Origin of the sequence: Arthrobacter sp. U41, assembly GCF_007679325.1 — a bacterium.
Classification (GTDB): domain Bacteria; phylum Actinomycetota; class Actinomycetes; order Actinomycetales; family Micrococcaceae; genus Arthrobacter.
The window spans coordinates 187,731-212,096 of the sequence record NZ_VEGI01000006.1 but is presented as its reverse complement, the minus strand read 5'-3'; the positions used below and the strand labels follow the sequence as shown (position 1 = coordinate 212,096).

Annotated in this window: 25 protein-coding genes; 5 read left to right on the top strand and 20 right to left on the bottom strand. The window is 67.3% G+C overall.

Features of this window, described 5'->3' with window-relative positions; genetic code table 11:
* Positions 1-87: 87 nt before the first annotated feature.
* Both FS787_RS16445 and FS787_RS16440 read right to left on the bottom strand, forming a co-directional pair.
* Positions 88-744 carry a response regulator transcription factor gene (locus tag FS787_RS16445; protein ID WP_144674059.1) on the bottom strand — a complete coding sequence of 219 codons (657 nt, stop codon included), beginning with the start codon at positions 742-744 and terminating at the stop codon, positions 88-90.
* Positions 741-1,997: a sensor histidine kinase gene (locus FS787_RS16440; RefSeq protein ID WP_144674057.1), complete on the bottom strand. Its 1,257-nt coding sequence runs from the start codon at positions 1,995-1,997 to the stop codon at positions 741-743. The genes FS787_RS16445 and FS787_RS16440 overlap by 4 nt, the downstream gene beginning before the upstream one ends.
* A 159-nt stretch (positions 1,998-2,156) precedes the next feature.
* On the opposite strand from FS787_RS16440, the gene FS787_RS16435 reads away from it, so the two are divergent.
* Entirely contained in the window at positions 2,157-3,338 is a 1,182-nt protein-coding gene (locus FS787_RS16435) for an Rv2578c family radical SAM protein (RefSeq protein WP_144674054.1), read from the top strand.
* On the opposite strand, the gene FS787_RS16430 is transcribed toward FS787_RS16435, so the two are convergent.
* The 4 genes from FS787_RS16430 to FS787_RS16415 all read right to left on the bottom strand — a co-directional run bounded on the left by FS787_RS16430 (position 3,335) and on the right by FS787_RS16415 (position 6,737).
* A complete protein-coding gene (locus FS787_RS16430) occupies positions 3,335-4,708 on the bottom strand; it encodes an NAD(P)(+) transhydrogenase (Re/Si-specific) subunit beta (RefSeq protein ID WP_144674052.1) in 1,374 nt (457 codons plus the stop codon). The genes FS787_RS16435 and FS787_RS16430 overlap by 4 nt on opposite strands.
* Entirely contained in the window at positions 4,705-5,022 is a 318-nt protein-coding gene (locus tag FS787_RS16425; protein WP_144674145.1) for an NAD(P) transhydrogenase subunit alpha, read from the bottom strand. Before FS787_RS16425 ends, FS787_RS16430 begins: the two co-directional genes overlap by 4 nt.
* Positions 5,022-6,179 carry a Re/Si-specific NAD(P)(+) transhydrogenase subunit alpha gene (locus FS787_RS16420; protein ID WP_144674050.1) on the bottom strand — a complete coding sequence of 386 codons (1,158 nt, stop codon included), beginning with the start codon at positions 6,177-6,179 and terminating at the stop codon, positions 5,022-5,024. The genes FS787_RS16425 and FS787_RS16420 overlap by 1 nt, the downstream gene beginning before the upstream one ends.
* 102 nt (positions 6,180-6,281) lie before the next feature.
* Positions 6,282-6,737, bottom strand: coding sequence for a (deoxy)nucleoside triphosphate pyrophosphohydrolase (locus tag FS787_RS16415; protein WP_144674048.1), 456 nt, complete (start codon positions 6,735-6,737; stop codon positions 6,282-6,284).
* Positions 6,738-6,908: 171 nt separating this feature from the next.
* On the opposite strand from FS787_RS16415, the gene FS787_RS16410 reads away from it, so the two are divergent.
* A complete protein-coding gene (locus FS787_RS16410) occupies positions 6,909-8,117 on the top strand; it encodes an MFS transporter (protein ID WP_144674046.1) in 1,209 nt (402 codons plus the stop codon).
* 200 nt (positions 8,118-8,317) lie between these two features.
* Positions 8,318-8,587, top strand: coding sequence for a GlsB/YeaQ/YmgE family stress response membrane protein (locus FS787_RS16405; RefSeq protein WP_056432344.1), 270 nt, complete (start codon positions 8,318-8,320; stop codon positions 8,585-8,587).
* Between the two features lie 127 nt (positions 8,588-8,714).
* Here the strand turns inward: FS787_RS16405 and FS787_RS16400 are convergent, their stop codons facing one another.
* The 4 genes from FS787_RS16400 to infC all read right to left on the bottom strand — a co-directional run bounded on the left by FS787_RS16400 (position 8,715) and on the right by infC (position 11,703).
* The gene (locus FS787_RS16400) at positions 8,715-9,638 is read right to left on the bottom strand and encodes an RNA methyltransferase (protein WP_144674044.1); all 924 of its coding nucleotides are present in this window, start codon (positions 9,636-9,638) and stop codon (positions 8,715-8,717) included.
* Positions 9,639-9,702: 64 nt separating this feature from the next.
* A complete protein-coding gene (rplT, locus tag FS787_RS16395; protein WP_056432352.1) occupies positions 9,703-10,182 on the bottom strand; it encodes a 50S ribosomal protein L20 in 480 nt (159 codons plus the stop codon).
* 119 nt (positions 10,183-10,301) lie between these two features.
* Positions 10,302-10,496, bottom strand: a complete 195-nt coding sequence (gene rpmI, locus FS787_RS16390) for a 50S ribosomal protein L35 (protein WP_009358635.1) — start codon at positions 10,494-10,496, stop codon at positions 10,302-10,304.
* A gap of 115 nt (positions 10,497-10,611) precedes the next feature.
* Entirely contained in the window at positions 10,612-11,703 is a 1,092-nt protein-coding gene (gene infC / locus FS787_RS16385; RefSeq protein ID WP_395940362.1) for a translation initiation factor IF-3, read from the bottom strand.
* A gap of 456 nt (positions 11,704-12,159) precedes the next feature.
* Here infC and FS787_RS16380 point away from each other — a divergent pair, with 456 nt between their 5' ends.
* Positions 12,160-12,546, top strand: coding sequence for a DUF1844 domain-containing protein (locus FS787_RS16380; protein ID WP_144674040.1), 387 nt, complete (start codon positions 12,160-12,162; stop codon positions 12,544-12,546).
* A gap of 114 nt (positions 12,547-12,660) precedes the next feature.
* On the opposite strand, the gene FS787_RS16375 is transcribed toward FS787_RS16380, so the two are convergent.
* From FS787_RS16375 to FS787_RS18255, 8 genes are all read right to left on the bottom strand, one after another.
* Positions 12,661-14,007, bottom strand: a complete 1,347-nt coding sequence (locus tag FS787_RS16375; RefSeq protein ID WP_144674038.1) for an MFS transporter — start codon at positions 14,005-14,007, stop codon at positions 12,661-12,663.
* 62 nt (positions 14,008-14,069) lie between these two features.
* Positions 14,070-14,969, bottom strand: coding sequence for an SseB family protein (locus tag FS787_RS16370; protein ID WP_144674037.1), 900 nt, complete (start codon positions 14,967-14,969; stop codon positions 14,070-14,072).
* A 12-nt stretch (positions 14,970-14,981) separates the two neighbouring features.
* Positions 14,982-15,728, bottom strand: coding sequence for a bifunctional 1-(5-phosphoribosyl)-5-((5-phosphoribosylamino)methylideneamino)imidazole-4-carboxamide isomerase/phosphoribosylanthranilate isomerase PriA (gene priA / locus FS787_RS16365; RefSeq protein ID WP_144674035.1), 747 nt, complete (start codon positions 15,726-15,728; stop codon positions 14,982-14,984).
* Between the two features lie 52 nt (positions 15,729-15,780).
* Positions 15,781-15,939 carry a hypothetical protein gene (locus FS787_RS18030; protein ID WP_186329225.1) on the bottom strand — a complete coding sequence of 53 codons (159 nt, stop codon included), beginning with the start codon at positions 15,937-15,939 and terminating at the stop codon, positions 15,781-15,783.
* Positions 15,940-16,719 carry an imidazole glycerol phosphate synthase subunit HisH gene (hisH, locus tag FS787_RS16360; RefSeq protein WP_144674033.1) on the bottom strand — a complete coding sequence of 260 codons (780 nt, stop codon included), beginning with the start codon at positions 16,717-16,719 and terminating at the stop codon, positions 15,940-15,942. It abuts the gene before it with no gap.
* Positions 16,716-17,342 (bottom strand): imidazoleglycerol-phosphate dehydratase HisB, encoded by a 627-nt coding sequence (gene hisB, locus FS787_RS16355; protein ID WP_144674031.1) that lies wholly within the window; start codon positions 17,340-17,342, stop codon positions 16,716-16,718. Before hisB ends, hisH begins: the two co-directional genes overlap by 4 nt.
* A gap of 64 nt (positions 17,343-17,406) precedes the next feature.
* Positions 17,407-18,525, bottom strand: coding sequence for a histidinol-phosphate transaminase (locus tag FS787_RS16350; protein ID WP_144674029.1), 1,119 nt, complete (start codon positions 18,523-18,525; stop codon positions 17,407-17,409).
* A gap of 171 nt (positions 18,526-18,696) precedes the next feature.
* Positions 18,697-19,218, bottom strand: a complete 522-nt coding sequence (locus FS787_RS18255; RefSeq protein ID WP_313959663.1) for a LysM peptidoglycan-binding domain-containing protein — start codon at positions 19,216-19,218, stop codon at positions 18,697-18,699.
* A 342-nt stretch (positions 19,219-19,560) separates the two neighbouring features.
* On the opposite strand from FS787_RS18255, the gene lexA reads away from it, so the two are divergent.
* Entirely contained in the window at positions 19,561-20,310 is a 750-nt protein-coding gene (gene lexA, locus FS787_RS16340; RefSeq protein ID WP_056432811.1) for a transcriptional repressor LexA, read from the top strand.
* A gap of 79 nt (positions 20,311-20,389) precedes the next feature.
* On the opposite strand, the gene FS787_RS16335 is transcribed toward lexA, so the two are convergent.
* Together FS787_RS16335 and hflX are read right to left on the bottom strand one after the other, a co-directional pair.
* Positions 20,390-22,531 carry an ATP-dependent DNA helicase gene (locus FS787_RS16335; protein WP_313959662.1) on the bottom strand — a complete coding sequence of 714 codons (2,142 nt, stop codon included), beginning with the start codon at positions 22,529-22,531 and terminating at the stop codon, positions 20,390-20,392.
* Positions 22,524-24,092, bottom strand: coding sequence for a GTPase HflX (hflX, locus tag FS787_RS16330; RefSeq protein ID WP_144674027.1), 1,569 nt, complete (start codon positions 24,090-24,092; stop codon positions 22,524-22,526). The genes FS787_RS16335 and hflX overlap by 8 nt, the downstream gene beginning before the upstream one ends.
* Positions 24,093-24,366: the final 274 nt, after the last annotated feature.

Sequence of the window (24,366 nt, the reverse complement as noted above, 5' to 3'; positions counted from 1 at the left end):
GGCTCCTTCGAGTTGTTTCGGGCGATGCTGTGGCTGGCCTTCCCTAAGGTAGAAAGGCCTCCGTGGTTGGATGGGTGATCTTGGCGGCTAGTTGAGGACGTTGTTTTCATAGGCGAAGGCGACGAGCTGGATGCGGTTCTTCAGCTTGAGTTTCGCCAGGATGCTGCCGACGTGGGATTTCACGGTGGCTTCGCTGAGCACCAGCGAGGCGGCGATTTCGGCGTTTCCCAGTCCTTTGGCGGTCAGAAGAAACACGTCGCGTTCCCTCCCGGACAGATCTGCCAGCGCGGCGTCGTTCCCGGAAGAGGGCGTGGTGTAGTCGCGTAGCAGTTCGTTGGTGATGGCCGGCGCGATGACCGAGTGGCCCGAGTGAACCGTTCGAATGGCGGCCAGCAGGAAGTCGGGCGTGGTGTCTTTGGTCAGGAAACCGGCGGCACCGGCCTGGATCGCGCGGACGACGGCCTCGTCGTGCTGGATGGTGGTCAGAACAATGATCTTGGTGACAGCTCCGCTGGACGATTCCAAGATCGTCCGTGTGGCAGTGATTCCGTCCATGACAGGCATCCGGATGTCCATGAGGAGGACATCCGGGGAAGTGTCCTGCACGAGTTCGACGGCGGCCGCTCCGTTGACTGCTTCGCCGACAAGATCCATATCTTTCTGGCTTCGCAGAATCATTTTGAGTCCGGCGCTGAACAGCGGCTGGTCGTCGGCAAGCGCAATCCGGATCGGTGAAGCGGTCATGGCTGTGCCCCTTCCAAGGCGCGGAGGCGGGGCTTGCTCGAGGCAGTCGCGTACTGGTCAGGACCTGCTGAGGGGAGGAATGCGAGCACTTCGAAGGTCTCTTCGTCCCGTACTGTTTCCACCCATCCGCCGACAGCTGCGGCGCGAGCCCGCATGCCTGCTATCCCACGACCGGACGGGGTCGTCTTGGGCGTCGCGACCGGGCTGGTGATCAGCGACGATCTGCTGCGGAGTTCGAGTGACGCCGCGGTGCAGACCAGGCGCAGGTGCGTGCCCTGGCTCCTGTCCCCGTGCTTGAAAGCGTTTGTCAGGCTCTCCTGCGCCAGTCGGTAGACCGTCAGCTGCTGGCCGGCAGTCATGTCCCATGGCTCGCCTGTCGTTTCGATTGTGACCGGCATACCGCTGTAGCTAAGACGGTCGGCAAGAATCGCCAGGTCCTCAACCTTGTGCGTCGGGTAATTGCTGAGCTCCGTGGAGAAGCCTTCTACCAGCCGGCGAGTTTCGACTAGTGCGGTTCTTGCTGATTCGGCGATGACCCTTGATGCTTCCTCGACGGTTTCCGGTTCTGTGCGGTGTATGAAGCGTATCCCGTCAGCTTGGGCCACGATGACGGTCAGTGAATGTGCCAGGACGTCGTGCAGCTCCCTAGCGATTCTGTTGCGTTCCTGCTCAACGGCGAGTTCAGTAGCGGTTTCCCGCAGTCGGGCTTCCGCCGCGAGCTGTGTCCGTCGGCTTCTTGAGACGTTGTTTACCGCCACACCAACGGCCCAGGCGGCCAGGTTCAGGGCGGCGAAGGCGCCAAAGATCAGAAAAGCGTAGGTGAGGGACCGCAGTAATCCCCTGCCGTATATCTGGTTGCCGAAGATGAAATTGATCCAGGTCTGGTCGGTGAACCAACTGACGGTGATGACGCCGGCGAATACGACAGCAGCCACGGGGAGGACCCACCGGTTTCGGGTTTTCCAGCCGATCACTGCGAAGAAGATGACCACCGGAACGACAGCGTAGCTCAGCACACCCGATAGAAGGATCAGGGGAAAGATCTTGAGACTCTGCAGGATCAGCGCGACGAAGACCAACCCCAGGGCGGCCGCCGGCAGAATCTCGGCCACAGCGACGCCAGTCACGAGCGCCACCAGCAAGGCGCTCTTCTGGTCGAAATGGCGCTCCTCCAGAATGAAGAGCGCCCCCATAAGCAGCATGGCAGTGGCCGGTGCCGCGAGAAGCCTCAGGGACTGGATCGTTGTGAACATGCCTTCACCCTAAGCGGGCTCTCACAATACAGAGTCCCATTTTGAGCGAGTTCCAACCCGATGATGAGCAAGTTCCACCTCCCGGATGACTGAAGGGGCGATACCGCATGGTCGGCGAGTTCCCTTGACTTAAATTCGAACATACATTCGAATAGAGCCATGAGATGGGACGCACAAGCACTGAAGCCGGCGCCCGTAGCCGAGGCCGCACGATCCGGGTCTCCCGTAGACGGTGCACCCGCCGACGTCGTCCCGGCCACCGATGCGCTGCTCCCCCTGATCGGGCTGGTGCGCTCCGTTTCCACCCCCGAGTTTGCCGGGGTCACTTTCCATGAGGTCACTGCCAAATCGGTGCTCAACAAAGTGGTCGCCGGTTCGCGGATGCCGTTCGAGTGGACCATCAATCCTTACCGCGGCTGCAGCCACGCCTGCGTCTACTGCTTCGCCCGCAAGAGCCACACCTACCTCGACTTCGACGCCGGACTGGACTTCGACAGCCAGGTGGTGGTGAAGATCAACGCCGCCGAGGTCCTGCGCCGGGAACTGGCCAAACCCTCCTGGGGGCGGCAGCACGTGGCCCTGGGCACCAACACGGATCCCTACCAGCGGGCCGAGGGCCGCTACCGGCTGATGCCGGGCATCATCGGGGCACTGGCCGATTCCGGCACTCCCCTGTCGATCTTGACCAAGGGCACGTTGCTGGCCCGGGACATCCCCCTGCTGAAGCATGCCGCAGCCCAGGTGCCCGTCGGTGTGGGCATCTCGCTGGCGATGACCGACGAGCGCCTCTCCGAAGCCGTGGAGCCCGGCACCCCCGGTCCGCGGGCACGCCTGAAACTGGTCACACGGCTCCGGGAAGCCGGGCTGCCCTGCGGAGTCATGGCCATGCCCATCCTGCCGTGGCTCTCGGACAGCGACGAGGCCCTCGATTCCCTGTTCGGTTCCCTGGCCGCGGCGGGCGCGACCGGCGTCACGGCGGGCGCCCTCTACCTCAAGCCGGGAACGCGGGAATGGTTTATGCAGTGGATCGCCAGGGAACATCCCCGGCTCGCCGGCAAATACCGGAGGCTGTACGGCACGGGCTCCTACGCCTCCGCGGAGTACCGTGCCTGGCTCTCAGGCCGCATCCGGTACTTCAAGGCATTGCACGGTTTCTCCGGCTCGCACGGCTTCAGCCACCGCGACGTCGACGGCGATCCCGCCAGCGGCGCTCCCGTCAGCACTGATCCCAGGGACGAAGAGGCCCAGTACCCGGCCGGCAGCATCCCCGGGCCGGCCGCTCTCGCCGGGGCGCGGGACGGGAGCCACGCCGCGGAGGCGGCGCAGCCCACCCTGTTCTAGAGGGCCTTCACGGCGCCCAGGACACGGGTGAGAGAGTCCTTCGCGTCACCGAACAGGAGTGTGGTCTTGGGATCAAACAGCAACTCGTTTTCGATCCCGGCGAAACCCGGCCGCATGGAGCGTTTGAGGAACACCACCTGCCCGGCCTGGGCCACCTCCAGGATCGGCATCCCGTAGATAGGGGCACCGGGCGTGGACTTGGCCGCAGGATTGACCACATCGTTGGCGCCCACGACGAGCGCTATGTCGGTGTTCGGGAACTCCGGGTTGGCTTCCTCCAGTTCCTTCAGCGCCTCATAGGGTACGTTCGCTTCCGCGAGGAGCACGTTCATGTGGCCCGGCATCCGCCCGGCCACCGGGTGGATAGCAAAAACCACCTCCACCCCGCGGGCCGCCAGCGCCGTGGCAAGTTCGGCGACTGTGTGCTGGCCCTGTGCGACGGCCAGCCCGTATCCGGGGACAATGACCACCCTCTGCGCGTAGCCGAGCTGGACTGCGACGTCCTCCGGAGAGGCGGAGCGCACCGGCCGGTCGCTCTGCGCGGTCGATCCCGCCGTCGAGCCGCCCCGGAAGGCGCCGAACATAATGCCCGTGACGCCGCGGCCCATCGCGGCCGCCATTACCTTCGTCAGGATGGTTCCGCTGGCCCCGACCAGCGTGCCGGCAACCAGCAGCAGCACATTGCCCAGCACGATGCCGGAGGCCGCGACCGCCAGGCCGGTGAAGGCGTTCAGCAACGAGATCACGATCGGCACGTCCGCCCCGCCGACGGGCAGCACCTGGAGGAGGCCTGCCGCCAGGCCAAGCACCAGAAGCGCCACGGCCCAGCCGGCTGAACCCGTGACAACAACGATGCCTCCGGCGGCGACAGCGCCGAGCACGACGGCGCCCATCACCACCGGCATTCCGGGGAAGAGCAGGGGGCGGGTGCTGATCAGCTCCTGCAGCTTGCCCACCGTCACGGCCGAGCCTGCGAAGGACACCGCGCCGACCAGCATCGTGAAGACCACGGCCAGCCGCACCCAGGGATCCCCGCTGTGGCCCAGCTCCAATACCGCCACGAGGGCAGCCGCGCCGCCGCCGACGCCGTTGAACAGAGCCACCAATTGCGGCATCTGGGTCATGTGCACCCGGCGTGCCACCGGGACGGCCAGGGCGGAGCCGACTGCGATCGCGCCGAGGATCAGCGGGATATTCTCCAGTTTCGCGGACAGGAACACCGTGACCACGGCCACGAGAGCGCCTGCTGCCCCGATGGCGTTGCCCCGCCGGGCGGTCCGCGGAGAGCTCAAGCCCTTCAACGCAAGGATGAAGCAAACCGCGGCCACCAGGTAGAAGAAGGAGGTCCACCCCGGGCCGAGGATGCTCACGCGCCGCCCTCCCCCGCGCCGGGACGGGGGCGGGCCCGTTTCCGTCCGCCAAACATCTCCAGCATCCGGTCCGTGACGACGAATCCGCCGACCAGGTTGGCGGTCGCCAGGACCACGGCGACGAGGGCGATCGCCAGCAGCCACGGGTCGCTGGTTTGGCCGGCCACGATGATGGCGCCCACCAGGATGATGCCGTGGATGGCGTTGGCGCCGGACATCAGCGGCGTGTGCAGCTTACTGGTCACCTTGGAGACCACCTCGAACCCGACAAACACGGAGAGCACCACCACGGTCAGCAGCGTGATCGGATCCATCATTGAAGGGCCTCCAGTGCGTCGGCGGTGGCGGCATGGACGACGCAGCCGCCGTGGGTCAGGCAGGCACCCGCGACGACGTCGTCATCGAAGTCCGGGACAACCCTGCCGTCGGCGGTCATCAGTGCCAGCAGGTTCGCGACGTTCTTGGCGAACAGCCGGGAGGCATCGGAGGGCATCGCCGAGGCGGCGTCCTGCAGGCCCACCAGGGTCACGGAACCGCCCTCGACCGGGATCTGGAGATCCCGCCCCGCGATGACTCCTTCGACGTTGCCGCCGGATTCCGCGGCGAGGTCCACGACCACCGACCCGGCCCGCATCCCGGCGACCATCTCCGCCGTCACCAGCAACGGAGCGGCGCGGCCGGGGACGGCCGCCGTCGTAATGAGCACATCCGCCGCCGCAACGTGCGGGGCCAGCAGGGCGCGCTGGCGTTTGGCCCGGTCCTGGCCGAGCTCACGGGCGTAGCCGCCGGTGCCCTCCGTGGCGGCGTCCGCCGTTCTGGTGTCGAGATCCAGGTTGATGAAGGTGCCGCCCATCGAGGCGACCTCGTCGGCGGAGGCTGCCCGGATGTCGTTGGCGGAGACCCGTGCTCCCAGGCGTTTGGCCGTGCCGATCGCCTGAAGCCCGGCGACGCCGGCCCCCAGCACCAGCACCCGGGCGGGCGGGATGGTTCCGGCGGCCGTCATGTACAGCGGGAAAAATCTCGGGTAGCGCAGGGCAGCCTCCAGGACGGCGCGGTAGCCGGAGACCAGCGATTGGGAACTGAGCGCGTCCATCGACTGGGCCCGGGAGATGCGGGGCACCAGTTCCAGCGCGAATGAGGTCACACCGGCGGCGGCAAGGGCGCCCACACTGGGCAGTTCCGACGCCGGAGAGGCGAATCCGATGGTGACGGTGCCGGGCCGAAGTCGCGCGGCGGCCTCCGGTTCGAGCGGCCGGACGTGCAGCAGGACATCGAGTGTTTCGGCCGGCAACTCGGAAACGATCGACGCTCCGGCCGCGGCGAAGGCGGCGTCCCCGTACCCGGCCGCTGCGCCCGCGTTGCTCTGGACAACCACGTCCAGGCCAAGTGCCGTGAGTTGCTGCACCGTCTCGGGCGTGGCAGCCACGCGTCGCTCCCCTGCGCGCTGCTCCCGCCTGACACCGACCTGCACGGGTTGCTCCTCTCGATTCGCTTCAGCGTAGTCACATGCTTCGCGCTTTGGCGAGAGGTGCGGCCGCGGCGGGCCGCTTCAGAGCTTCAGCGGTTCAGAGCTTCAGAGCGCGGACACCGCCGTTGCATCGGACACCTGGAGCCTGTCCAGCAACGCCTCGACAATGGGCAGGTCAGCCGGGATCCACGGCAGGCCAAACACCTCGTCGCTGTTCCGGAGGTTGATCCAGCGCAGTTCGTCGTGGTCCTGCAGAGGGCGCGGGTCGCCGTCGAGGAGTTCGGCGAACCACACACGCATCGCTGCGCGCTCGTTGAGCGGCCAGCCGCCTGCGGACCCGCTGTCCAGTTCGGCGCCCAGCGTGACGCTGACGCCCAGCTCCTCGAGCAGTTCGCGGTGCAGCGCCTGTTCCCCCGTTTCACCGGACTCCACTTTTCCGCCGGGGAACTCCCACATCCCGGCGAATTGCGGGGGCGCCGTGCGCCGCGCCACAAGCAGCCGGCGGGGTTCGGCCAGGGAGTCCAGTACGGCGCCGCCGACGACGCCAATGAGTCCAGTCACGCGTCCAAGTCTAGGGGCGCCGCCGGCTTAGGGGAGAATGGAAGTGGCCGCCGTCCTGAGTGCCCGGAATATCGAGCGCGCCCGTCCCGTTACACGAACCAGCCCACACATCAGATTTAACTTGCCGCATTCTCCTGGTTTCTTCCGGGAAAGTCACCGAAAAGCAGACGAATGACAACCACCACACAAGCCCCGGCGACGCCCAAAACCGGCACCCGCCATCTTGCCCTTGCCATCCTTGCCCTTGCCATGGGCGGATTCGGCATCGGCACCACGGAGTTCACCATGATGGGCCTGCTCAAGGAGGTGGAGCTGGGGCTCAACATCAGCACCCCGGAAGCGGGCCATCTGATCTCCGCCTATGCGCTCGGCGTCGTGATCGGAGCGCCGCTGCTGGCCGCCGTCGGCGCCAAAATGCCGCGCAAGTATCTGGCCCTCGGGCTCATGCTGTTCTTCAGCATCGCCAACCTGGCGTCCTTCATCGCCCCGGATTACGGCACCATGCTGGTGTCCCGCTTCGCCGCCGGCCTGCCGCACGGTGCCTTTTTTGGTGTCGCCGCTGTCATTGCCGCGTCCCTGGTCGCTCCGACCAAGCGCGGGTGGGCCATCTCGATGGTCATGGCGGGACTGACCGTCTCCAACGTCATCGGCGTACCCTTTGGCACGTGGCTGGGACAGACATACGGGTGGCGGCTGCTCTTCCTGCTGGTGGGGGTGATCGGCATCCTCACCCTGGTGATGCTCTGGAAGTTCGTCCCGTTCCAGAAGCCGCACGCCGATGCGAGTTTCCGCCGCGAGCTCGGGGCCCTCAAGCGGCTCCAGGTCTGGCTGGCGATCCTGATCGGCATCGTCGGCTTCGGCGGTTTCTTCGCCACGTACACCTACATCGCCCACACCATGACGTCCGTGGCCGGCATTCCCGCTGCCTGGCTGCCGCTGGTTGTCGCGCTCTACGGGCTGGGCATGGTGGCCGGAAACATCGTCGGCGGCCGGATCGCGGACAAGTCCGTGATGGGAACCATCTACTGGGTGCTGCCGGGCATCGCCGTGGCACTCGTGGTCTACGCCGTGGCCGTGCACTGGCCGTGGTCCGCCTACGTGATGGTCTTCGTCGTCGGCGGCGCCGGTTCATTGCTGGTGCCCGCACTGCAGACCCGGCTTCTGGATGCCTCCCCCGATGCGCCCTCGCTGGCCTCCTCGCTCAACCACGCCGCCCTCAACGTGGCCAACGCGTTGGGGGCCTTCCTCGGCGGCCTCGTGATCGCCTGGGGCTGGGGCTACGTCGCACCGGCCCTCGTCGGTGCCGTGCTGGCCGTCCTGGGGCTCGGAGTCGCCGTCATCAGCGGCCTCGTGGAACGCCGGAGGCCGCTGGCCCGGTAGCCGGCACCGCGGCAACCGCCCAGCGGTGTTGCCGACAAGGAACAGCCGCGCCCGGTCGGCCTGTTTGGCCCGCAACACCGCAGGTCATCAGGCAGGTAACGATTGGGGGTGATCCTGCTGACAAGGAAACCGGCCTATGTTAGCTTGAAGCCATAATCGGAATTCACTATTTGGATGCCGACGAATATGTAGGAGGAGTAATGGGCTTTCTAGGCTGGATCATTCTCGGACTCATAGTAGGTGCAATAGTTAAGGCAGTTATGCCTGGCAGGGTCGGAGGCGGCTGGGTGACCAGCCTCGTGCTCGGTGTTGTCGGTGCAGTTGTCGGCGGCTGGATCGGCGACCTCCTGTTTGGCGGCGGCACGATGGAATTCTGGAATCTCGGTTCCTGGCTCCTGGCCATCGTCGGCGGCCTGGTGGTAGCCCTTGCCTACGGCGCCATCACGGGACGTAACAAGACCACGAGTTAATCGCTGATTTACGACGGCGGGAGCCCACCTTTCGGTGGACCCCCGCCGTATTTTTTTGTCATCGCAAGCCTGGACTTTATGCAGACCCTGTTCGCCGAACGGCTCTTCAACCGGCTTACGCCCGTACCTAGGAGTCACTCCTTGTTTGCGGGGTTCCACCGTCCTGCTGCGAGCGGGCGCTGGCATAGAGGCAGACCGTCGCCGCGGTCCCCAGGTTGAGGCTTTCAGCGGCCCCGTACACGGGCACGGCCACCCGGTGATCGGCCAGGGCCAGCTCTTCGTCAGAGAGGCCCTGGGCCTCGTTGCCGAAGAGCCACGCGGTGGGACTCTCCAGGGCGTACTCCGAAACGGACGAGGCCGCTCCGAGGCGTCGGGCCGCGTTCTGGTCCTGCAGCCGGTCGAGGTTCAGCTGGCCCTGGCCGTCCGCGGCGAGGACGCCGATTCCGCGGTCCTTGCACCGGGCCGCCACTTCCCCGACGTCGGCGCCGAGCACCACAGGCAGGTGGAAAAGGGATCCCGCCGTCGACCGTACGGCCTTGGGGTTGTAGATGTCGACGCTGGACGCGGTGAGGACGACGGCGTCGGCGCCCGCCGCGTCGGCTGCACGCAGGACGGTGCCGGCGTTGCCGGGGTCCCGGACCTCGCACAGCACGGCCACCAGCCGCGGACCGGCGTCGAGCACCTGATCGAGGCTCACGTCCAGGAAACCGCAGACCGCGAGAATGCCCTGGGGGGTGACGGTGTCGGCCATCGCGGCGAGCACTTCGTCGGTGGCGAGGTAGGCGGTGGTGCCCTCGGCGAGCGTCTCAAGGTCCGGGTGCCGGTCCAGGCAGGACTCGCTCGCGTAGACCTCATAGACGATGCCGGGCTGCCCCGCGGCAATCCGCTTCTGGTGCAGGGCGAGTGCTTCGCGGACCGCCTGCGGTCCCTCCGCCAGGAACTCCCGGCGCTTTAAACGGGCCGGGCGCCCGGCAAGTTGTGCCACCTTCCTGACCCGATCGGCTCGGGGATTGGAGAGTGGAACATCTTGCGGGCGCCCGGTTTCGTTCATATAAGAACCTTAGTGGCTTTTGCGGCCGGTTCCTGAACGGGGTGTTCCTGAAACTAGTTCAGTATTACTCAGCAGCCTCGTCAGCGGCGGCCTTCTTGGCAGCAGGCTTCTTGGCGGCGGCCTTCTTGGCAGCAGGCTTCTTGGCGGCCGGTGCAGCCTCAGCCTGGACGGCCGGAGCGGACGTGTCGGCGGGCAGGGCATCCTTGGCGATCTTGACCAGCGCGGCGAAGGCGTTGGCGTCGGAAACGGCAAGCTCGGCCAGCATACGGCGGTCAACCTCTACCTCAGCGGCCTTGAGGCCCTGGATCAGACGGTTGTAGGTCAGGCCGTTGGCGCGGGATGCAGCGTTGATGCGCTGGATCCACAGGCGGCGGAAGTCGCCCTTCTTCTTCTTGCGGTCGCCGTAGCTGTACACAAACGAGTGCAGCAGCTGCTCTTTGGCCTTGCGGTACAGGCGTGAACGCTGTCCACGGTAGCCCTTGGCGCGCTCAAGGATAACCCGGCGCTTCTTGTGGGCGTTGACCGCCCTCTTCACACGTGCCACGTGCGTACTCCTTCGAAAATCTGATCCCAAGCGTCTACTGCCGGAAGAACCGGCTGGCCTGAGAAGCCTTTTTTGGTAGTTGACTGCTGCCAGGCGGCAGCGGTCAGAGAACTTGGAACTTAGATGCCGAGCATCTTCCGGATGACCTTGGCGTCGCCCTTGAAGACGATCTTGTCGCCGGCGAGGCGGCGGGTCAGCCTGGAGGACTTGTGCTCGAGGTAGTGGCGGCGGTTGGCCTGCTGGCGGCGCAGCTTGCCGCTGCCGGTCAGCTTGAAGCGCTTCTTAGCACCACTGTGGGTCTTCATCTTCGGCATGGGAACCGATCTCCTTACGTATCCGCAGACAGGGTCTGCAGTCTTTCGTGCAGCCGCCCCTGCGGGCGGCGTGCTGGTTGCTTACTGCCGGACACTGCTGTCCGGCAGCCCTGAACTAGTTGGTCTTCTTGGTGCCCGGCTTGGCGGCGGCCTTCGGGGCAGCCGGCCGTGCAGCAGGCTTGGGCGCCGCAGGACGCGGGACCGGCTTCGGAGCAGCAACCGGCTTCGGTGCTGCCGCCGGAGCGGCCTTTTCAGCCTCGGGAGCCTTCGCGGCTTCCGGCGCTTTCGCGGCTTCCGGCGCTTTCGCGGCTTCCGGTGCCTTGGCGGCGGTCTTGGGTGCAGCGGGCGCCTTGGCGGCCGCCGGCCTGGCAGCAGCCTTCGGGGCAGCCTTCGGAGCCTTGGCGGCCTCCTGCTTCGGCGCTGCCGGGACGGACGCCGTCTCGGCCGGTGCTTCCGCAGCCTTGGCCTCGGCGGCCGGGGCCTCCGTGGCGTCAGCCTTGCTGGCCTCGACCTTTTCGGCCGGGGCCTCCGCGGCGGGAGCTTCCGTCGCGGTTACCTCAGCCTTGGGTGCCTCGGTCCGGACCTGGTAGCCCTCGGGCAGCAGATCGGCGAGCGACTGCGTCAGGGGCGCCTCGGGGGCGGACGTGTCAACGCGCCCACCGCCGGAAGCCTTGGCTTCATTCTCGGCTTTGGCTTCCGCACGCTGCGATGCGCGGCGGGCCTCTGCCTTGGCTTCGGCCTTGTTCTTCAGGGGACCTACGACCATGACCATGTTGCGGCCATCGATGCGCGGGCTGGACTCCACGACGCCGACCTCGGCGACGTCGTCGGCGAAGCGCTGGAGCAACCGGATGCCCATCTCAGGGCGCTGCTGCTCACGGCCGCGGAACTGGATCATGGCCTTGACCTTGTCACCGGCACCGAGGAAGCGGAGCGCGTGGCCGCGCTTCGTCTCGTAGTCATGGGTGTCGATCTTCAGGCGGAAGCGGATTTCCTTCAGGACCGTGTTGGTCTGATTCTTCCGGGCTTCGCGTGCCTTGACCGCGGCTTCGTACTTGTACTTGCCGAAGTCCATCAGCTTGCACACCGGAGGCTTGGCCTGCGGTGCAACTTCAACGAGATCAAGATCGGACTCGGCAGCCAAACGCAGGGCATCCTCAATACGGACAACGCCTACTTGCTCGCCTGCAGGGCCGACCAGCCGCACCTCGGGGACGCGGATACGCTCATTGATTCTTGGCTCGCTAATGTTAAAGCTCCTGTGTTCGTGAGGGGTATTCCACCGGAAAAAGGAGAAGGCCCCCAATTGCCGGAGCAATCGAAGGCCTCGAAGATCGGAGCTGCCTGCCTCGGGTGAGGCGGCATGCATCCCGCCAGGCTGACGCCCGGGAGAATGCCCGACCAGGTACCCGGCAACCTTGCTTCTTGCGAAGCTTCCCGAAGGAGAGCGGCTGACGCGGGTGGGAGAGAACTCCGCTTGCAAACTGAAAGTCGATTCTACAGAAGAAATCCCGTCCGGCGCACCTACATGACGGGCATGTTGGTTGCTGACGGGTTCCGGCTGCCATGCCGCCACAGGGCTACTGGGTCACAGTGGAACGTGAGTCACAGAAGAACTGAGCGAAATAACGACAATCAGTCGGTCTGTGACAAGCTTACCAGCATGAGCACAGCAGATAGTAATTCACACGTTTACGAGCCCGCAGGCGCCCAGGGCGACGTCTCACAGCAGATCCGCGACATCTCCGAGGTGCCCGCGATCGAGGTCATCACCACCGCTGCCGTGCACCTGATGAGTGCCGCCGCCGTGAAGCTTGGCCTCGCCGCCGAGGAAAACGCCGAGGAGCTCAAGGACCTGGACGAGGCCCGCAAGCTGATCACGGCCTTGGCGGGGCTGGTCACCGCCGCAGCGCCGGAGATTGGTTCCCAGCACGCCGGACCGTTGCGTGACGGGCTGCGGTCCCTGCAGCTGGCCTTCCGCGAGGAGTCCATCATTCCTGACGCGCCGGGCAAGGGACCGGGCGAGAAGTACACCGGCCCGGTGAACTAGGCACCCACAGGAACTAGCACCCACAGTTACAAGACAGCGGCGGGCGGACCACATCGGTCTGCCCGCCGCCATCGTTAACGCCTTGCACGGTGCCGGATCCTGCGTTGCGCCCGGTCAGGCGGCCGCGAGTCGCAGCCTGCGGCGGCGCTGCAGCACGAGTCCCAGGAGGCACAGCACGACGCCGCCCAACCCCACGGCGACGAACCCGGCCCAGGGGCCGACGCCGTCGATGAACACTCCGGCGAGCGGCGCCCCGAGGGCCACACCGCCGGTGAGGGCCGAGCCGTACCAGCCCATCGCCTCGCCGCGGCGGCGCTCGTCGACGAGTTCCGCGACCTTCTCCGAGGCTGCTGAGAGCACGGGTGCGCACAACAGGCCCGGGAGGAGCGCGAGCAGGCACAGGGTCCAGGTGTCCTGCGCGAACGCCATCGGAATGGTCAGCGCGGACATCCCCAGCAGCAGCAGGATCGGTGAGATGGGACGGTGCATGGCGCCGTAGACGAGGCCGCCCACCACGGAGGCCGCGCACCAGAACAGGAACACGAGCCCGATCTCGGCCTGGTGTCCGCCGGATTCGAGGGCGGCCACTATCCCGACGTCGGTGCCGCTGAGGACCATGCCGGCCCCGGCGGCGACGGCGAAGACGGCGGCCACGGCGGAGGTGAACCAGGCGAAGTTGTGGGCGACTTTGTGGCGCAGTCCGGCCCGCTCCTGGCGCCGTTCCCCGGCGGCCGCCAGCGGGGCGAACTCGGCGGCGGCCTCCTGCAGGTGGGCCGGAGCGGCGGCGACGACGGCGACCTCGGCGCCTTCCTGCTGGGCGGCCTCGAACGCTGCCTCGGATTCGGCGTCGGCCACTGTTTCGGCCCCAGGAACGGGTTCGGCGCTGCGGGTCGGCGGGTTGAACCACATGAGGAACAGCCCGGACACCGAGGTGGCGATGCCGATGATGGTCAGGCCCAGCACGGAGAGGCCGGCGGTGGCCACAAGGGCGCCGGCCGCGGGGCCGATCATAAAGACCAGTTCGGTGGAGATGGCGTCGAGGGCGAAGGCGGTGCGCCGCTGCTCCCCCGTCGCGAGGACGCCGAGGGACTGGCGCACAACGCTGAAGATCGGCAGTGTCAGCAGGCCGCCCACGAACACCAGCGGCAGCAGGACTTCGTAGGACACGTGCGGCACAACGGACCAGATGACGGCTTCGGCAATGACCGACGGGATGAGTGCCCGCCGCAGGCCCACGGTGTCGACCCGCCGCCCGCGCCACGGCGCCCCGACAGCGATGCCGATGGTCATCACGGCGGCCGCGGCGCCGGCGGCGGCGTAGCCCTGGCCGAGCGTCAGGACGATGTGCAGGGTGAGCAGGACCCCGGCCGCGGAGTGCGGTATGCGGGCAACCATCCCCACCAGCAGGAGCCGCCTGATGGGCCGGACGGCCAGCAGTTCCCGGTAAAGCGCGAAGTTCACGAGACTATTTCCTTCTGGTACTGCCCCCGGCAGCACCGAGGATGTCCCCGGCTGGCCTTCAGCTACTGTGCTGCCCGCTGCAATTTGACCTCGATTGAGTCAACCCGCTCAGCAAATATGTCATTCCGTGCCCAGGCGCTGTTGAGGCCGGACACGATGGACTGGACGCCGGCGGCGTCCAGTCCGTCTTCAAGGTAGAGCACCACGCGGAGCTCCGGACCGGAGCCCCCGCCCGGAAGCTGCCGTCCATCGGCCGCCACCGCGGCAACTCCACCGCCTGGATGAATTTCAACACGGCGGACCGCGGGAAAGCCAACCACGCTCTCGCCGAGGTGGCGGGCGAGCTCGGGATCCGCGTACGACGGCGTCCAATCCCGCTGCTGCGCGAGGGCCCATACCGCGGGCCGGCGCACGACGAAGGTAACAGCGGATCCCGGGTCCAGCACGAGCAGTTCGGCACCCTCAGCCACTGCGGAGAGTGCCGCGCGGGCGGCGTAGACGGCCACCGGGCGGGCCTCGGGGTGCCAGGCCTTGAGGGAAACGGCGGAGGTGAACACGGGCATCGCGGTCCGGCCGTCCGGGGCCTTGAGCGTCACAAGGGCCATGTCGGCCTGTTTGTCCGAGTGCAGGCCGCCGGCGCCTTCGCCTTCCTCGGCGAGCGTGGCCAGGATCGGCACAAAGACCCGTGCCGTGGCCAACGAGGCCACCACCGCGGCCTCATCGCCGGTGCCGGCCCCGAGTCCCGCCAGCGCCGCGACGTAGCCGGCGTCCGCCGCCCCGTCGTCGTCCTCGAAATTGTGGATAGTAGCGTCCTCGCCGGCCAGGCTGCGTCCCGCCCAAGGCCGGCCCGCCGAATCGGTCGCTCCGCCGGCGCCGGCCAGGGCCGCCGCGATGTGCCCGGGCAACGGGCGTGAAGGTACGGGATTCTCGGGTGCGTTGAAGCCCGCGGGCCGCTGCTCCATACTGCGGACCCGCTAGCGGCGGCCGGCGGCGTCGAGGGCCTCGGGCAGAGTGAAGTTGCCGTTGTAGAGTGCCTTGCCGACGATCGCGCCTTCCACGCCGAGCGGCACGAGCGAGCGAAGGACCAGCAGGTCATCCAGGCTGGAGATCCCGCCGGAAGCCACCACGGGCTTGCCGGTCTTTTCCACCATCTGGCGCAGCAGCTCGACGTTGGGTCCCTGAAGGGTGCCGTCTTTGGTGACGTCGGTGACGACGTAGCGCGCGCAGCCGGCCTCTTCGAGGCGTCCAAGGACATCCCAGAGGTCGCCGCCTTCCTTGGTCCACCCGCGGCCGGCGAGCGTGGTGCCGCGGACGTCCAGCCCGACGGCGATCTTGTCGCCGAAGCGCTCGATCACCCGCGCAGTCCATTCGGGGTTCTCCAGTGCCGCCGTGCCCAGGTTCACGCGGGCGACGCCGAGTTCGAGGGCCTTCTCGAGGGACTCGTCGTCGCGCAGGCCGCCGGAGAGCTCCACCTTGATGTCGAGCCGGCCCACCACTTCGCGGAGCAGTTCGGCGTTGGAGCCCCGGCCGAAGGCGGCGTCGAGGTCGACGAGGTGGACCCATTCAGCCCCCTGCTGCTGCCAGTTAAGCGCGGCTTCCAGAGGCGTGCCGTAGCTCGTCTCGCTGCCGGCCTCGCCCTGGACGAGGCGGACGGCTTGGCCGTTGACGACGTCGACGGCGGGCAGCAGCTCGAGCACAGGCAGCGGGGTTTCGGTGGTCATCGTGGATCCTCAGCTCTTCAGGGACGTGGAGTGGTCGGGGCGCCGCGGGCCGTCAGGCGGCAGGCAGGGTCAGGAGGTAGGCGGCCAGCAACGCCATCCCGGCCAGGACGTAGAACACGATCTGGACCCAGCGGGGGCTTTTCTGCTGGCGGAAGGACAACGCCCCGCCGACCAGCAGGCCGGCAAGCCCCATCAGCACAATGGACCACATCTAGGCGGTTCCGTCCGGGGTGGTGTCGGAGGGCTCGCCCGCGGCGGCCGCGGATTCACCCGGCCGGGAACGGTCCCGGAGGCCCTGCACCCAGTTGCGCAGCAGGTGCGCCCCTGCGTCGCCGGATTTCTCGGGGTGGAACTGCGTGGCGCACAGCGGACCGTTTTCCACGGCTGCAATGAACGGGGCCCCGTGCTCCGACCAGGTCACGAGGGGCGCGGTCATCCTCGGCTGGATGACGTCGAAATCCCACTGCTGGACGCCGTAGGAGTGCACGAAGTAGAAGCGCTCGTCTTCGACACCGGCGAAAAGCTTGGAGCCCTCCGGGACGGACACCGTGTTCCAGCCCATGTGCGGGACGACGTCGGCGGGAAGGAGTTCCACCTTGCCGGGCCACTCCCCCATGCCTTCGGCTTCGGTGCCGTGCTCGACGCCGGCCTCGAAGAGGACCTGGAGGCCCACGCAGATGGCCAGCACGGGGCGGCCCCCGGCGACGCGGCGTCCGATCATGCGGATGCCGTCGACGGCCTTGAGTTCGCGCATCACCGTTTCGAACGCGCCGACGCCCGGGACCACGAGTCCGTCGGCGTTGAGCACGTCCTCCGGCTTGGAACTCAGGATCACCTCGGCACCGGCGCGTTCCAGGGCGCGGACGGCGGAACGGACGTTGCCGGAGCCGTAGTCGAGGACCGTGACCGTGGGCTTTCCCTCGGGTGACACCGGCTTCCTGCCGGCGTCGGGGTTGACGATGGCGCCGTCCTTGAGCACTTTGCCAGTCACAGGGCGCCCTTGGTGGAGGGGATGCCCTCGACGCGCGGGTCAGGTTCGACGGCGGCACGGAGGGCGCGGGCGAAGGCCTTGAACTGGGCCTCGACGATGTGGTGCGGGTCCCGGCCGGCAGTGACGTTCATGTGCAGGCAGATCCCGGCGTGCAGGGTGATTGCCTCGAATACGTGCCGGGTCAGCGACCCGGTGAAATGTCCGCCGATCAGGTGGTATTCCTGGCCTGCAGGCTCCCCGCCGTGCACCAGGTAGGGGCGGCCGGAGACATCGACGACGGCCTGGGCGAGGGCCTCGTCCAGGGGAACCGTGGCTTCGCCGAACCGCCGGATGCCGGCCTTGTTGCCGAGCGCGGTGCGCAGGACCTCGCCGAAGGTGATGGCAACGTCTTCGACCGTGTGGTGGACGTCAATGTGTGTATCGCCTGTGGCCTTGACTGTCATATCGATCAGGGAGTGCTTGCTGAGCGCCGTCAGCATGTGGTCGTAGAACGGGACGGAGGTGCTGATGTCCGAGACGCCGGTGCCGTCCAGGTTGATCTCAACCAGCACGGATGACTCGCTGGTGGTCCGCTCCATGCGTGCGGTCCGGCCCTCGGCAGGCGTTGCTCCGGTGTTGCTCATGTGGGTGTCCTTTGGATGACGACGGTGCCCGGCAGCCAGGCAGTGTGGATGTCCTGGGTTAAGTCTAGGCGGGCTGCACTGCGCGGCCGGCCAGGATCCGTTCGAGGGCTTCGAGGAACGCTGTGGTTTCCGTCTCAGTCCCGGCCGTGACGCGAAGGTGCCCGGCAATTCCTACGTCCCGGATCAGCACACCGGCGTCCAGCAGGCCCTGCCAGACCTCGTGCGGGTTGTCCAGGCCGCCGAAGAAGACGTAGTTCGAGTCGGACGCGGCCGGCTTGAGGCCCATGCGCTGCAGTTCGGACACGATCCTGTCCCGCTGGCGTTTGATGTCCTCGACATCGGCCATCAGCGCGACCCGGTGGTGCAGGGCGGCCAGGGCGGTCGCCTGGGTGATGGCCGAGAGGTGGTACGGAAGCCGGACAAGGCGCAGGGCATCGGTAACCTCCGGCGCTGCCGCCATGTAGCCGACCCGCGCACCGGCAAGGGCAAAGGCCTTGCTCATGGTGCGCGAGACGATCAGCCGCTCCCGGCCGGGCAGCAGGGTGAGCGCGCTGGGCGTCCCGTCGTGGGCGAACTCGTGGTAGGCCTCGTCGACGATCACGATGGTCTGGCTGGCCTCGCCGGCCTGGTAGACGGCCTCGACGACGTCCAGGCCGAGGCCGGTGCCGGTGGGGTTGTTCGGGGAGCACAGGAAGACGATGTTCGGCTGGAGCTCGCGGACCTGGCGGGCGGCTGATTCGGCGCTCAGTCCGTAGTCGTCGGCGCGGACCCCGACGATGTATCCGGTGTCCGTGCCGGAGGCCAGCAGCGGGTACATGGAGTATGTGGGAGGGAAGCCGAGTGCAGTACGGCCCGGGCCGCCGAAGGCCTGGAGGATCTGCTGGAGCACCTCGTTGGACCCGTTGGCGGCCCAGATGTTGTCCGCGCCCAGTCCGTGCCCAAGATATTCGGCCAGCGCCTCGCGCAGTTCGGTGAATTCGCGGTCCGGGTAGCGGTTCAGTCCGGCGGCGGCGATCGTGACGGCCTCGGAGATGGCGGCGCGGACGTCCGCCGGGACGCCATGGGTGTTCTCGTTGACGTTGAGCAGGATCGGAACTTCCAGCTGGGGCGCCCCGTACGGGGTCAGGCCCCGAAGGTTCGTCCGGAGGGGAAGTCGGTTCAGTCGCTCTAGCTGGTCAGTCACTTCACCAGTTTAAGTGAGATCGCCGCGGGCTCCGAATCCGTGACGCCTGGCGGGCGGGCCGGCGGACCGTCACTGCGGGCCCTCCATAGGTTGCGGCGGACCGTCGCGCGACCCGGAACGGGCGTGCGTGGCCGGGTCCGCGTGCCCGCGGCTCCGGCAGGTCCGGGGGTGCTAGTTGGACGGAATGAAAAGCGCCTGGCCCGGAACGACGCGGGCGGCTTCCAGGTTGTTCAGCTGCATGATGTCCGCGACGACGTCACGGGGATCGCGTTCCGGCGCGACGGTCGCGGCGATGGCCCACAATGACTCACCGGGCTGCACGGTGACAGTGACAGTGGGCGTCAGGGAAAGTTCGGCGGCGGACTCCGCAGCCTTGGCGGGGGCGTTGAGGAAACCACTGAAGGAGAGGACCAGCGCGGCCAGCAGGATCAGCGGAACGCCGATGAAGACGAAGCGCCCCCGCCGGGTAAGCCGCAGCGGAGCCTGCTTTGCCGGTTGTTGCTTTGCCGACTGCTGCCTTGTCGGCTGCGCGGCTCCTGGGGTGCCCTGCTGGACAGCGTGGCGGGTCTGGCTCTCACGGGTCGGCTGGCCCATGCGGCTCGGCTGGACAACGGGGGAACCGCCGCCGGGCCGGCCGTAATCGCCGAATGCGTCGCGGCCGAAAGTTTCGTGAAACGCGCTTGTTGCTGACATGAACTGAGCCCTCCTGGACCATACTGTGCCGCCCGGCGTACTCCACGTACCCGCCGCCAACCGGCCATACCTTCGAACAAAGAACCGAACACACCGTTCGACCCGAGCCGTACAAAACTAGAACACATATTCGAATCTTGCTGGTTCTGTTTTAGCACTTATTGACGAACATTGTCGAGACTCGCTAGAACAAATGTTTGAAAAAGCTGTGCGGCTGGCCTACGTTTGATGCAAAGAACAACCACTTCTGCAGTTGATCAGCAGGGTCTGACATTTCAGGCCGGAAGTTCCCGGCAGCTGCAGCCACGGGCGGCCGGGCGGAACGGAAAGGCGTTGGCGAACATGGCAGCACAAGCCACTGGCGGCAGGGCCACCCAGCGGGGCCCGCAAGCAGCCCGGCCACCCAAGAGCCTCACCGTTCGGCAAAAGAAGATCCTGGAAACCATCCAGCGCTCCGTGACGGACAACGGCTACCCGCCGTCCATGCGGGAGATCGGCGATACTGTCGGACTGGCCAGCCTCTCCAGCGTGACCCACCAGCTCTCGCAGCTGGAAAAACTCGGCTACCTGCGTCGCGACCCCAAACGCCCCCGCGCGATGGAAGTCCTGATGCCGCTGACCCTTGATGAGGGAGCCGCCAAGATTTCAGGCGTCGAGAAGTCCAGCGGGCTGCGCGCTGTTGGCGGTTTGTCCGTTTCCGAGCTGGCCAGCGCCACCGACACAGCGATGGTGCCGCTGGTGGGCCGCATCGCGGCAGGCGGGCCCATCCTGGCCGACCAGGTCGTTGAGGACGTGATGCCCCTTCCCCGCCAACTGGTGGGCCACGGGGAGCTCTTTATGCTCAAGGTCGCGGGTGACTCGATGATCGACGCAGCCATCTGCGACGGTGACTGGGTGGTGGTACGCCGGCAGGGCGATGCCGTCAACGGTGACATTGTGGCCGCCCTGCTGGACGACGAGGCAACGGTGAAGACCTTCCGCCAGCGCGACGGCCACACGTGGCTGCTGCCGCAGAATACGCAGTACGAGCCCATCCTCGGCGACCACGCCGTCATTATGGGCAAAGTCGTCTCGGTGTTGCGTTCGCTCTAGGAGCAGCTCCCCACAGAGCGCGCCAGGAAAGCCCCGCCGGTGTTGACCAGTTCACGCCGGACGGGGCTTTTTGGCTGCCCTACTCCTTCGCCAGCCGCTCCAGGGCCGCGAGGGCCACAGTGGGATCCGTGGTGGGCCAGAACGGCGGCAGCGCGGCGCGGAGGAATCCCCCGTACCGCTCGGTGGACAGCCGCGAATCGAGCACGGCCACCACCCCCTTGTCCGTTGTTGTGCGGATCAGCCGGCCAGCGCCCTGGGCCAGCCGGATGGCGGCGTGGGTCGCGGACACACTCATGAACCCGTTCCCGCCGGCCTGGGCCACTGCCCGGGACCGCGCCGTCATCAGGGGATCGTCGGGCCGCGGGAACGGAATCCGGTCAATCACCACGAGGCGGCAGGAGGTCCCCGGCACGTCGACGCCCTGCCACAGGGACATGGTGCCAAACAGGCAGGTGTCAGGTTCGTCGGCAAACTGCTTCACCAGCGCCGTCATGGTCGAATCCCCCTGGCAGAGGATGGACATGTCCAGCCGTGGACGCAGGGCCTCGGCGGCATCCTCGGCGGCACGCCGCGAGGAGAACAGGCACAGGGCTCCGCCGCCGGAGGCCCGGACCAGCTTCTCGAGCTCATCGAGTGCTTCCGGGGACATGCCGCGGCCGGGCTTGGGCAGATGCTTGGCGACGTAGAGGATCCCCTGCTTGGGGTACTCGAAGGGCGAGCCGACGTCGACGCCGGTCCAGCTGGGGGCGCCGGGTCCCACCAGGCCCAGACCACCGGCGGCCGGTTCGAACGCGGACCCGATCGCCAGGGTGGCCGAGGTGAGGATGACGGTGTGGTCCGCAAACAGGCCCTCGCGGAGCCGTCCGGCGACGCTGAGCGGGGCGATATTGACCAGCGCCGGGGCGGACTCGTCCGGCTGGGAATAGCCTTGCTGCGGGTCGAAGGTGCTGTTCCGGGAAAACCAGACCACCTCGCGGTTCTCGCGTGCCGCCAGCAGCCGTTCGCAGAGTTCCAGGATCACCATGAGCCGGGAGCGGGCCAGCTGGCGGCCGCCGTCGGCCGTGTTGGCGCTGTCTCCCTTCGAATCCGAAAGGGCCGCGCGGCAGGCGTCCCGCAACTGGTCCACACAGTCCAGTTGTTCGCTGTTGAGTCCATTGGGCATGAGCCCGCTGGGGACGCCCTCGATGGCGAGTTCCAGGTTGGACGCTGCGTTGTTCAGCGCGTCCACGGTGATGCCGGTGTGCTTCCGGGCCCCGGACGCGGCGGCGTGCACCATCGCGACGGACAGCTGGCCGGACACGGCGCCGGTCACCCGGTCCTGGAGCTCGTGGGCTTCATCCACCACCACAACGTCGTATTCCGGCAGCACGGCCAGGCCCTCGAACGCGCTGACGGCCAGCATCGCGTGGTTGGTGACCACGACGTCGGCGTCGGCGGCGTTCTGCCGGGCCAGTTCGCTGAAGCACTCGGCCGCCAGGGGGCACTTCTGCGCACCGAGGCACTCCATGGAGGTGACGGAGACCTGCCGCCAGGCCCGGTCCGTGACGCCGGGCAGAAGTTCGTCGCGGTCCCCCGTGACGGTGTCCTCGGCCCATTCGCGCAGCCGGACCACCTCCTTGCCAAGCTGGGAGGACGGGCCGCCCATGGCAGCGGCGAAGTGCGGCACGGAAGTGTCCTCGCCGAGGGAGAAGAGTTGGCCCTCCGAGGGCTCTTCCGAGGGGAATCCGCCTTCGAGCTTGTGGCGGCACACGTAGTTGGAGCGGCCCTTGACCAGGGCCACTTTGACGGGCCGGTCCAGCGCCGGGGTGATGGTCTTGAGCAGCCGGGGCAGGTCCCGGCCCACGATCTGGGTCTGCAGGGCCAGGGTGGCGGTGGAGACCAGGGTGGGCTTGTCGCTGACGAGCGAGTGCGCGATCAGCGGGATCAGGTACGCGAGGGACTTGCCGGTTCCGGTGCCGGCCTGGACCAGCAGGTGGTCGCCGCTGTCAATTGCCTGCGCCACCTGCCGGGCCATTTCGTGCTGGCCCTCGCGGCTCTGGCCGCCCATGCCGGACACGGCACGGTCGAGCAGTTCGATCACGAACTCCCCGCTGGTTTTGCCGCCTGATCCTGCCGTGCGTTCCTCCGCGGCGTCCACCTCCGCGGTTTCGGGCCCCGGGGCGTCCTCCCCTGCCGGCTCGTCCGTACCTGTGTCCGTCCCGGTCACCGCTGCCTCAGTCATTGCTGATGAACGAATCCAGTTCAGCGGCGAATCCCTCACGCACCATAACGACCGCGCGGGTGCCTGCTTCCTCGTGGTTGAGGCTGAGGATCTCGGCGTCGGCCTCGTGCAGCTTGCTGAGCAGGTCCCCGCGGTTGTAGGGGATCATCAGTTCCAGCTTGACGCTGGGCCGCGGGATGCCCTCGCTGATGGCCTTGAGCAATTCCGGGATGCCTGCGCCGGTGCGTGCCGACACCACAACGTGGCGCGGTTCGCGCTGCTTGAGCCGTTCCACCACGAAGGGGTCCGCGGCGTCGGCTTTGTTGAGGATGATGATTTCGGGCACCTTGCGTGCGTCGACCTCGCTGAACACCTTGCGGACAGCTGCGATCTGGCCCTCCGGATCCGGGTGCGAGACATCCACGACGTGCAGGATCAGGTCCGCGTCGGCGACTTCCTCCAGCGTGGAGCGGAAAGCCTCCACGAGCTGGGTGGGCAGCGAACGGACGAAGCCCACGGTGTCCGCGAGGGTGTAGCCCAGCCCGTCCGAGGTCTCAGCTTTGCGGACAGTCGGGTCCAGGGTGGCGAACAGGGCGTTCTCCACCAGGACACCGGCGTCGGTCAGCCGGTTCAGGAGCGAGGACTTGCCGGCGTTGGTGTACCCGGCGATCGCGACGGAGGGCACGGAATTGCGACGGCGGTTGGCGCGCTTGGTTTCCCGCGCCGGCTTCATCGCGGCGATCTCACGCCGCAGCTTGGCCATCCGGGTGCGGATCCGGCGGCGGTCCAGTTCGATCTTGGTTTCACCGGGGCCACGCGAGCCCATGCCGGCACCCGCACCGCCCACCTGGCCGCCGGCCTGGCGGGACATCGAGTCACCCCAGCCGCGCAGGCGCGGGAGCAGGTATTCGAGCTGGGCCAGCTCCACCTGCGCCTTGCCCTCGCGGCTCTTGGCGTGCTGGGCGAAAATGTCCAGGATCAGCGCCGTACGGTCGATGACCTTGACCTTGACGATGTCTTCCAGGCTGCGGCGCTGGGACGGCGCCAGTTCGGCGTCGACGACGACGGTGTCCGCGCCCGTGGACATCACGATGTCCTTCAATTCCTGGGCCTTGCCGGAGCCGAGGAAAGTGCCCGGATCGGGCTTCTGGCGGCGCTGGACGATCCCGTCGAGGACCTCCGAGCCGGCGGTCTCGGCAAGGGCGGCGAGTTCGCGGAGCGAGTTCTCGGCGTCGGCGAGGGTGCCTTCGGTCCAGAGTCCGGCCAGAACCACGCGCTCAAGGCGCAGCTGCCGGTACTCGACCTCGGTGACGTCTTCGAGTTCGGTGGACAGCCCGGCGGTGCGGCGCAGGGCGTGCCGTTCCTCGAGGTCCTGCTGGTCGCCGTCGAAAGTGCTGTGTTCCTCGTCCAGGCGGGAGATCGCCTGCGCCTTGCCGAGCACCGAGGCGGGCTCGCCGGCAGCCGGCGCTGCCTTCCGGGCAGGGGTGTCTTTGGCGAGGATCCGGTCGATGACAGCCTGGATTTCCGCAGGACTCATGTCCTGGGCTGCTGACTCGGGTCCGGTGTTGGGCTGACTGGTCATGGTCTCCTTTAGAGGTTCGGCAGTTTCAGAATAGTGCCGATCGGTGCTGTGTGGGGCGGTATTCGCGCTGGGCTGACGACTATTGGTCAACGTGGCCTCCTGGGATGCCGGCGGCAGCGGTGCCGCCGGCAGGGCAGGGCTCCGGGCGGGAGCGGTGGGAAGAGAGGGATCAGGCATCTTTTTTGCCTTGAGGAGGGAGAGACAGTCCGCCCGGCCGGGCTCCAGTGAGCACTGCCGGAATCCAAGTGGTTCGGGCGCCAGCGGATGTGTCCTT

Bases quoted from the DNA above. Each gene is read 5' to 3' on its own strand.
- FS787_RS18255 (WP_313959663.1), bottom strand. From the start codon at position 19,218: ATGTCAGCAACAAGCGCGTTTCACGAAACTTTCGGCCGCGACGCATTC.
- hisB (WP_144674031.1), bottom strand. From the start codon at position 17,342: ATGAGCAACACCGGAGCAACGCCTGCCGAGGGCCGGACCGCACGCATG.
- lexA (WP_056432811.1), top strand. From the start codon at position 19,561: ATGGCAGCACAAGCCACTGGCGGCAGGGCCACCCAGCGGGGCCCGCAA.
- FS787_RS16425 (WP_144674145.1), bottom strand. From the start codon at position 5,022: ATGGATCCGATCACGCTGCTGACCGTGGTGGTGCTCTCCGTGTTTGTC.
- FS787_RS16335 (WP_313959662.1), bottom strand. From the start codon at position 22,531: ATGACTGAGGCAGCGGTGACCGGGACGGACACAGGTACGGACGAGCCG.
- FS787_RS16400 (WP_144674044.1), bottom strand. From the start codon at position 9,638: ATGAACGAAACCGGGCGCCCGCAAGATGTTCCACTCTCCAATCCCCGA.
- FS787_RS16445 (WP_144674059.1), bottom strand. From the start codon at position 744: ATGACCGCTTCACCGATCCGGATTGCGCTTGCCGACGACCAGCCGCTG.
- FS787_RS16410 (WP_144674046.1), top strand. From the start codon at position 6,909: ATGACAACCACCACACAAGCCCCGGCGACGCCCAAAACCGGCACCCGC.
- FS787_RS16435 (WP_144674054.1), top strand. From the start codon at position 2,157: ATGAGATGGGACGCACAAGCACTGAAGCCGGCGCCCGTAGCCGAGGCC.
- FS787_RS16405 (WP_056432344.1), top strand. From the start codon at position 8,318: ATGGGCTTTCTAGGCTGGATCATTCTCGGACTCATAGTAGGTGCAATA.
- FS787_RS16440 (WP_144674057.1), bottom strand. From the start codon at position 1,997: ATGTTCACAACGATCCAGTCCCTGAGGCTTCTCGCGGCACCGGCCACT.
- rpmI (WP_009358635.1), bottom strand. From the start codon at position 10,496: ATGCCGAAGATGAAGACCCACAGTGGTGCTAAGAAGCGCTTCAAGCTG.
- FS787_RS16370 (WP_144674037.1), bottom strand. From the start codon at position 14,969: ATGGAGCAGCGGCCCGCGGGCTTCAACGCACCCGAGAATCCCGTACCT.
- hflX (WP_144674027.1), bottom strand. From the start codon at position 24,092: ATGACCAGTCAGCCCAACACCGGACCCGAGTCAGCAGCCCAGGACATG.
- priA (WP_144674035.1), bottom strand. From the start codon at position 15,728: ATGACCACCGAAACCCCGCTGCCTGTGCTCGAGCTGCTGCCCGCCGTC.
- FS787_RS16380 (WP_144674040.1), top strand. From the start codon at position 12,160: ATGAGCACAGCAGATAGTAATTCACACGTTTACGAGCCCGCAGGCGCC.
- FS787_RS18030 (WP_186329225.1), bottom strand. From the start codon at position 15,939: ATGTGGTCCATTGTGCTGATGGGGCTTGCCGGCCTGCTGGTCGGCGGG.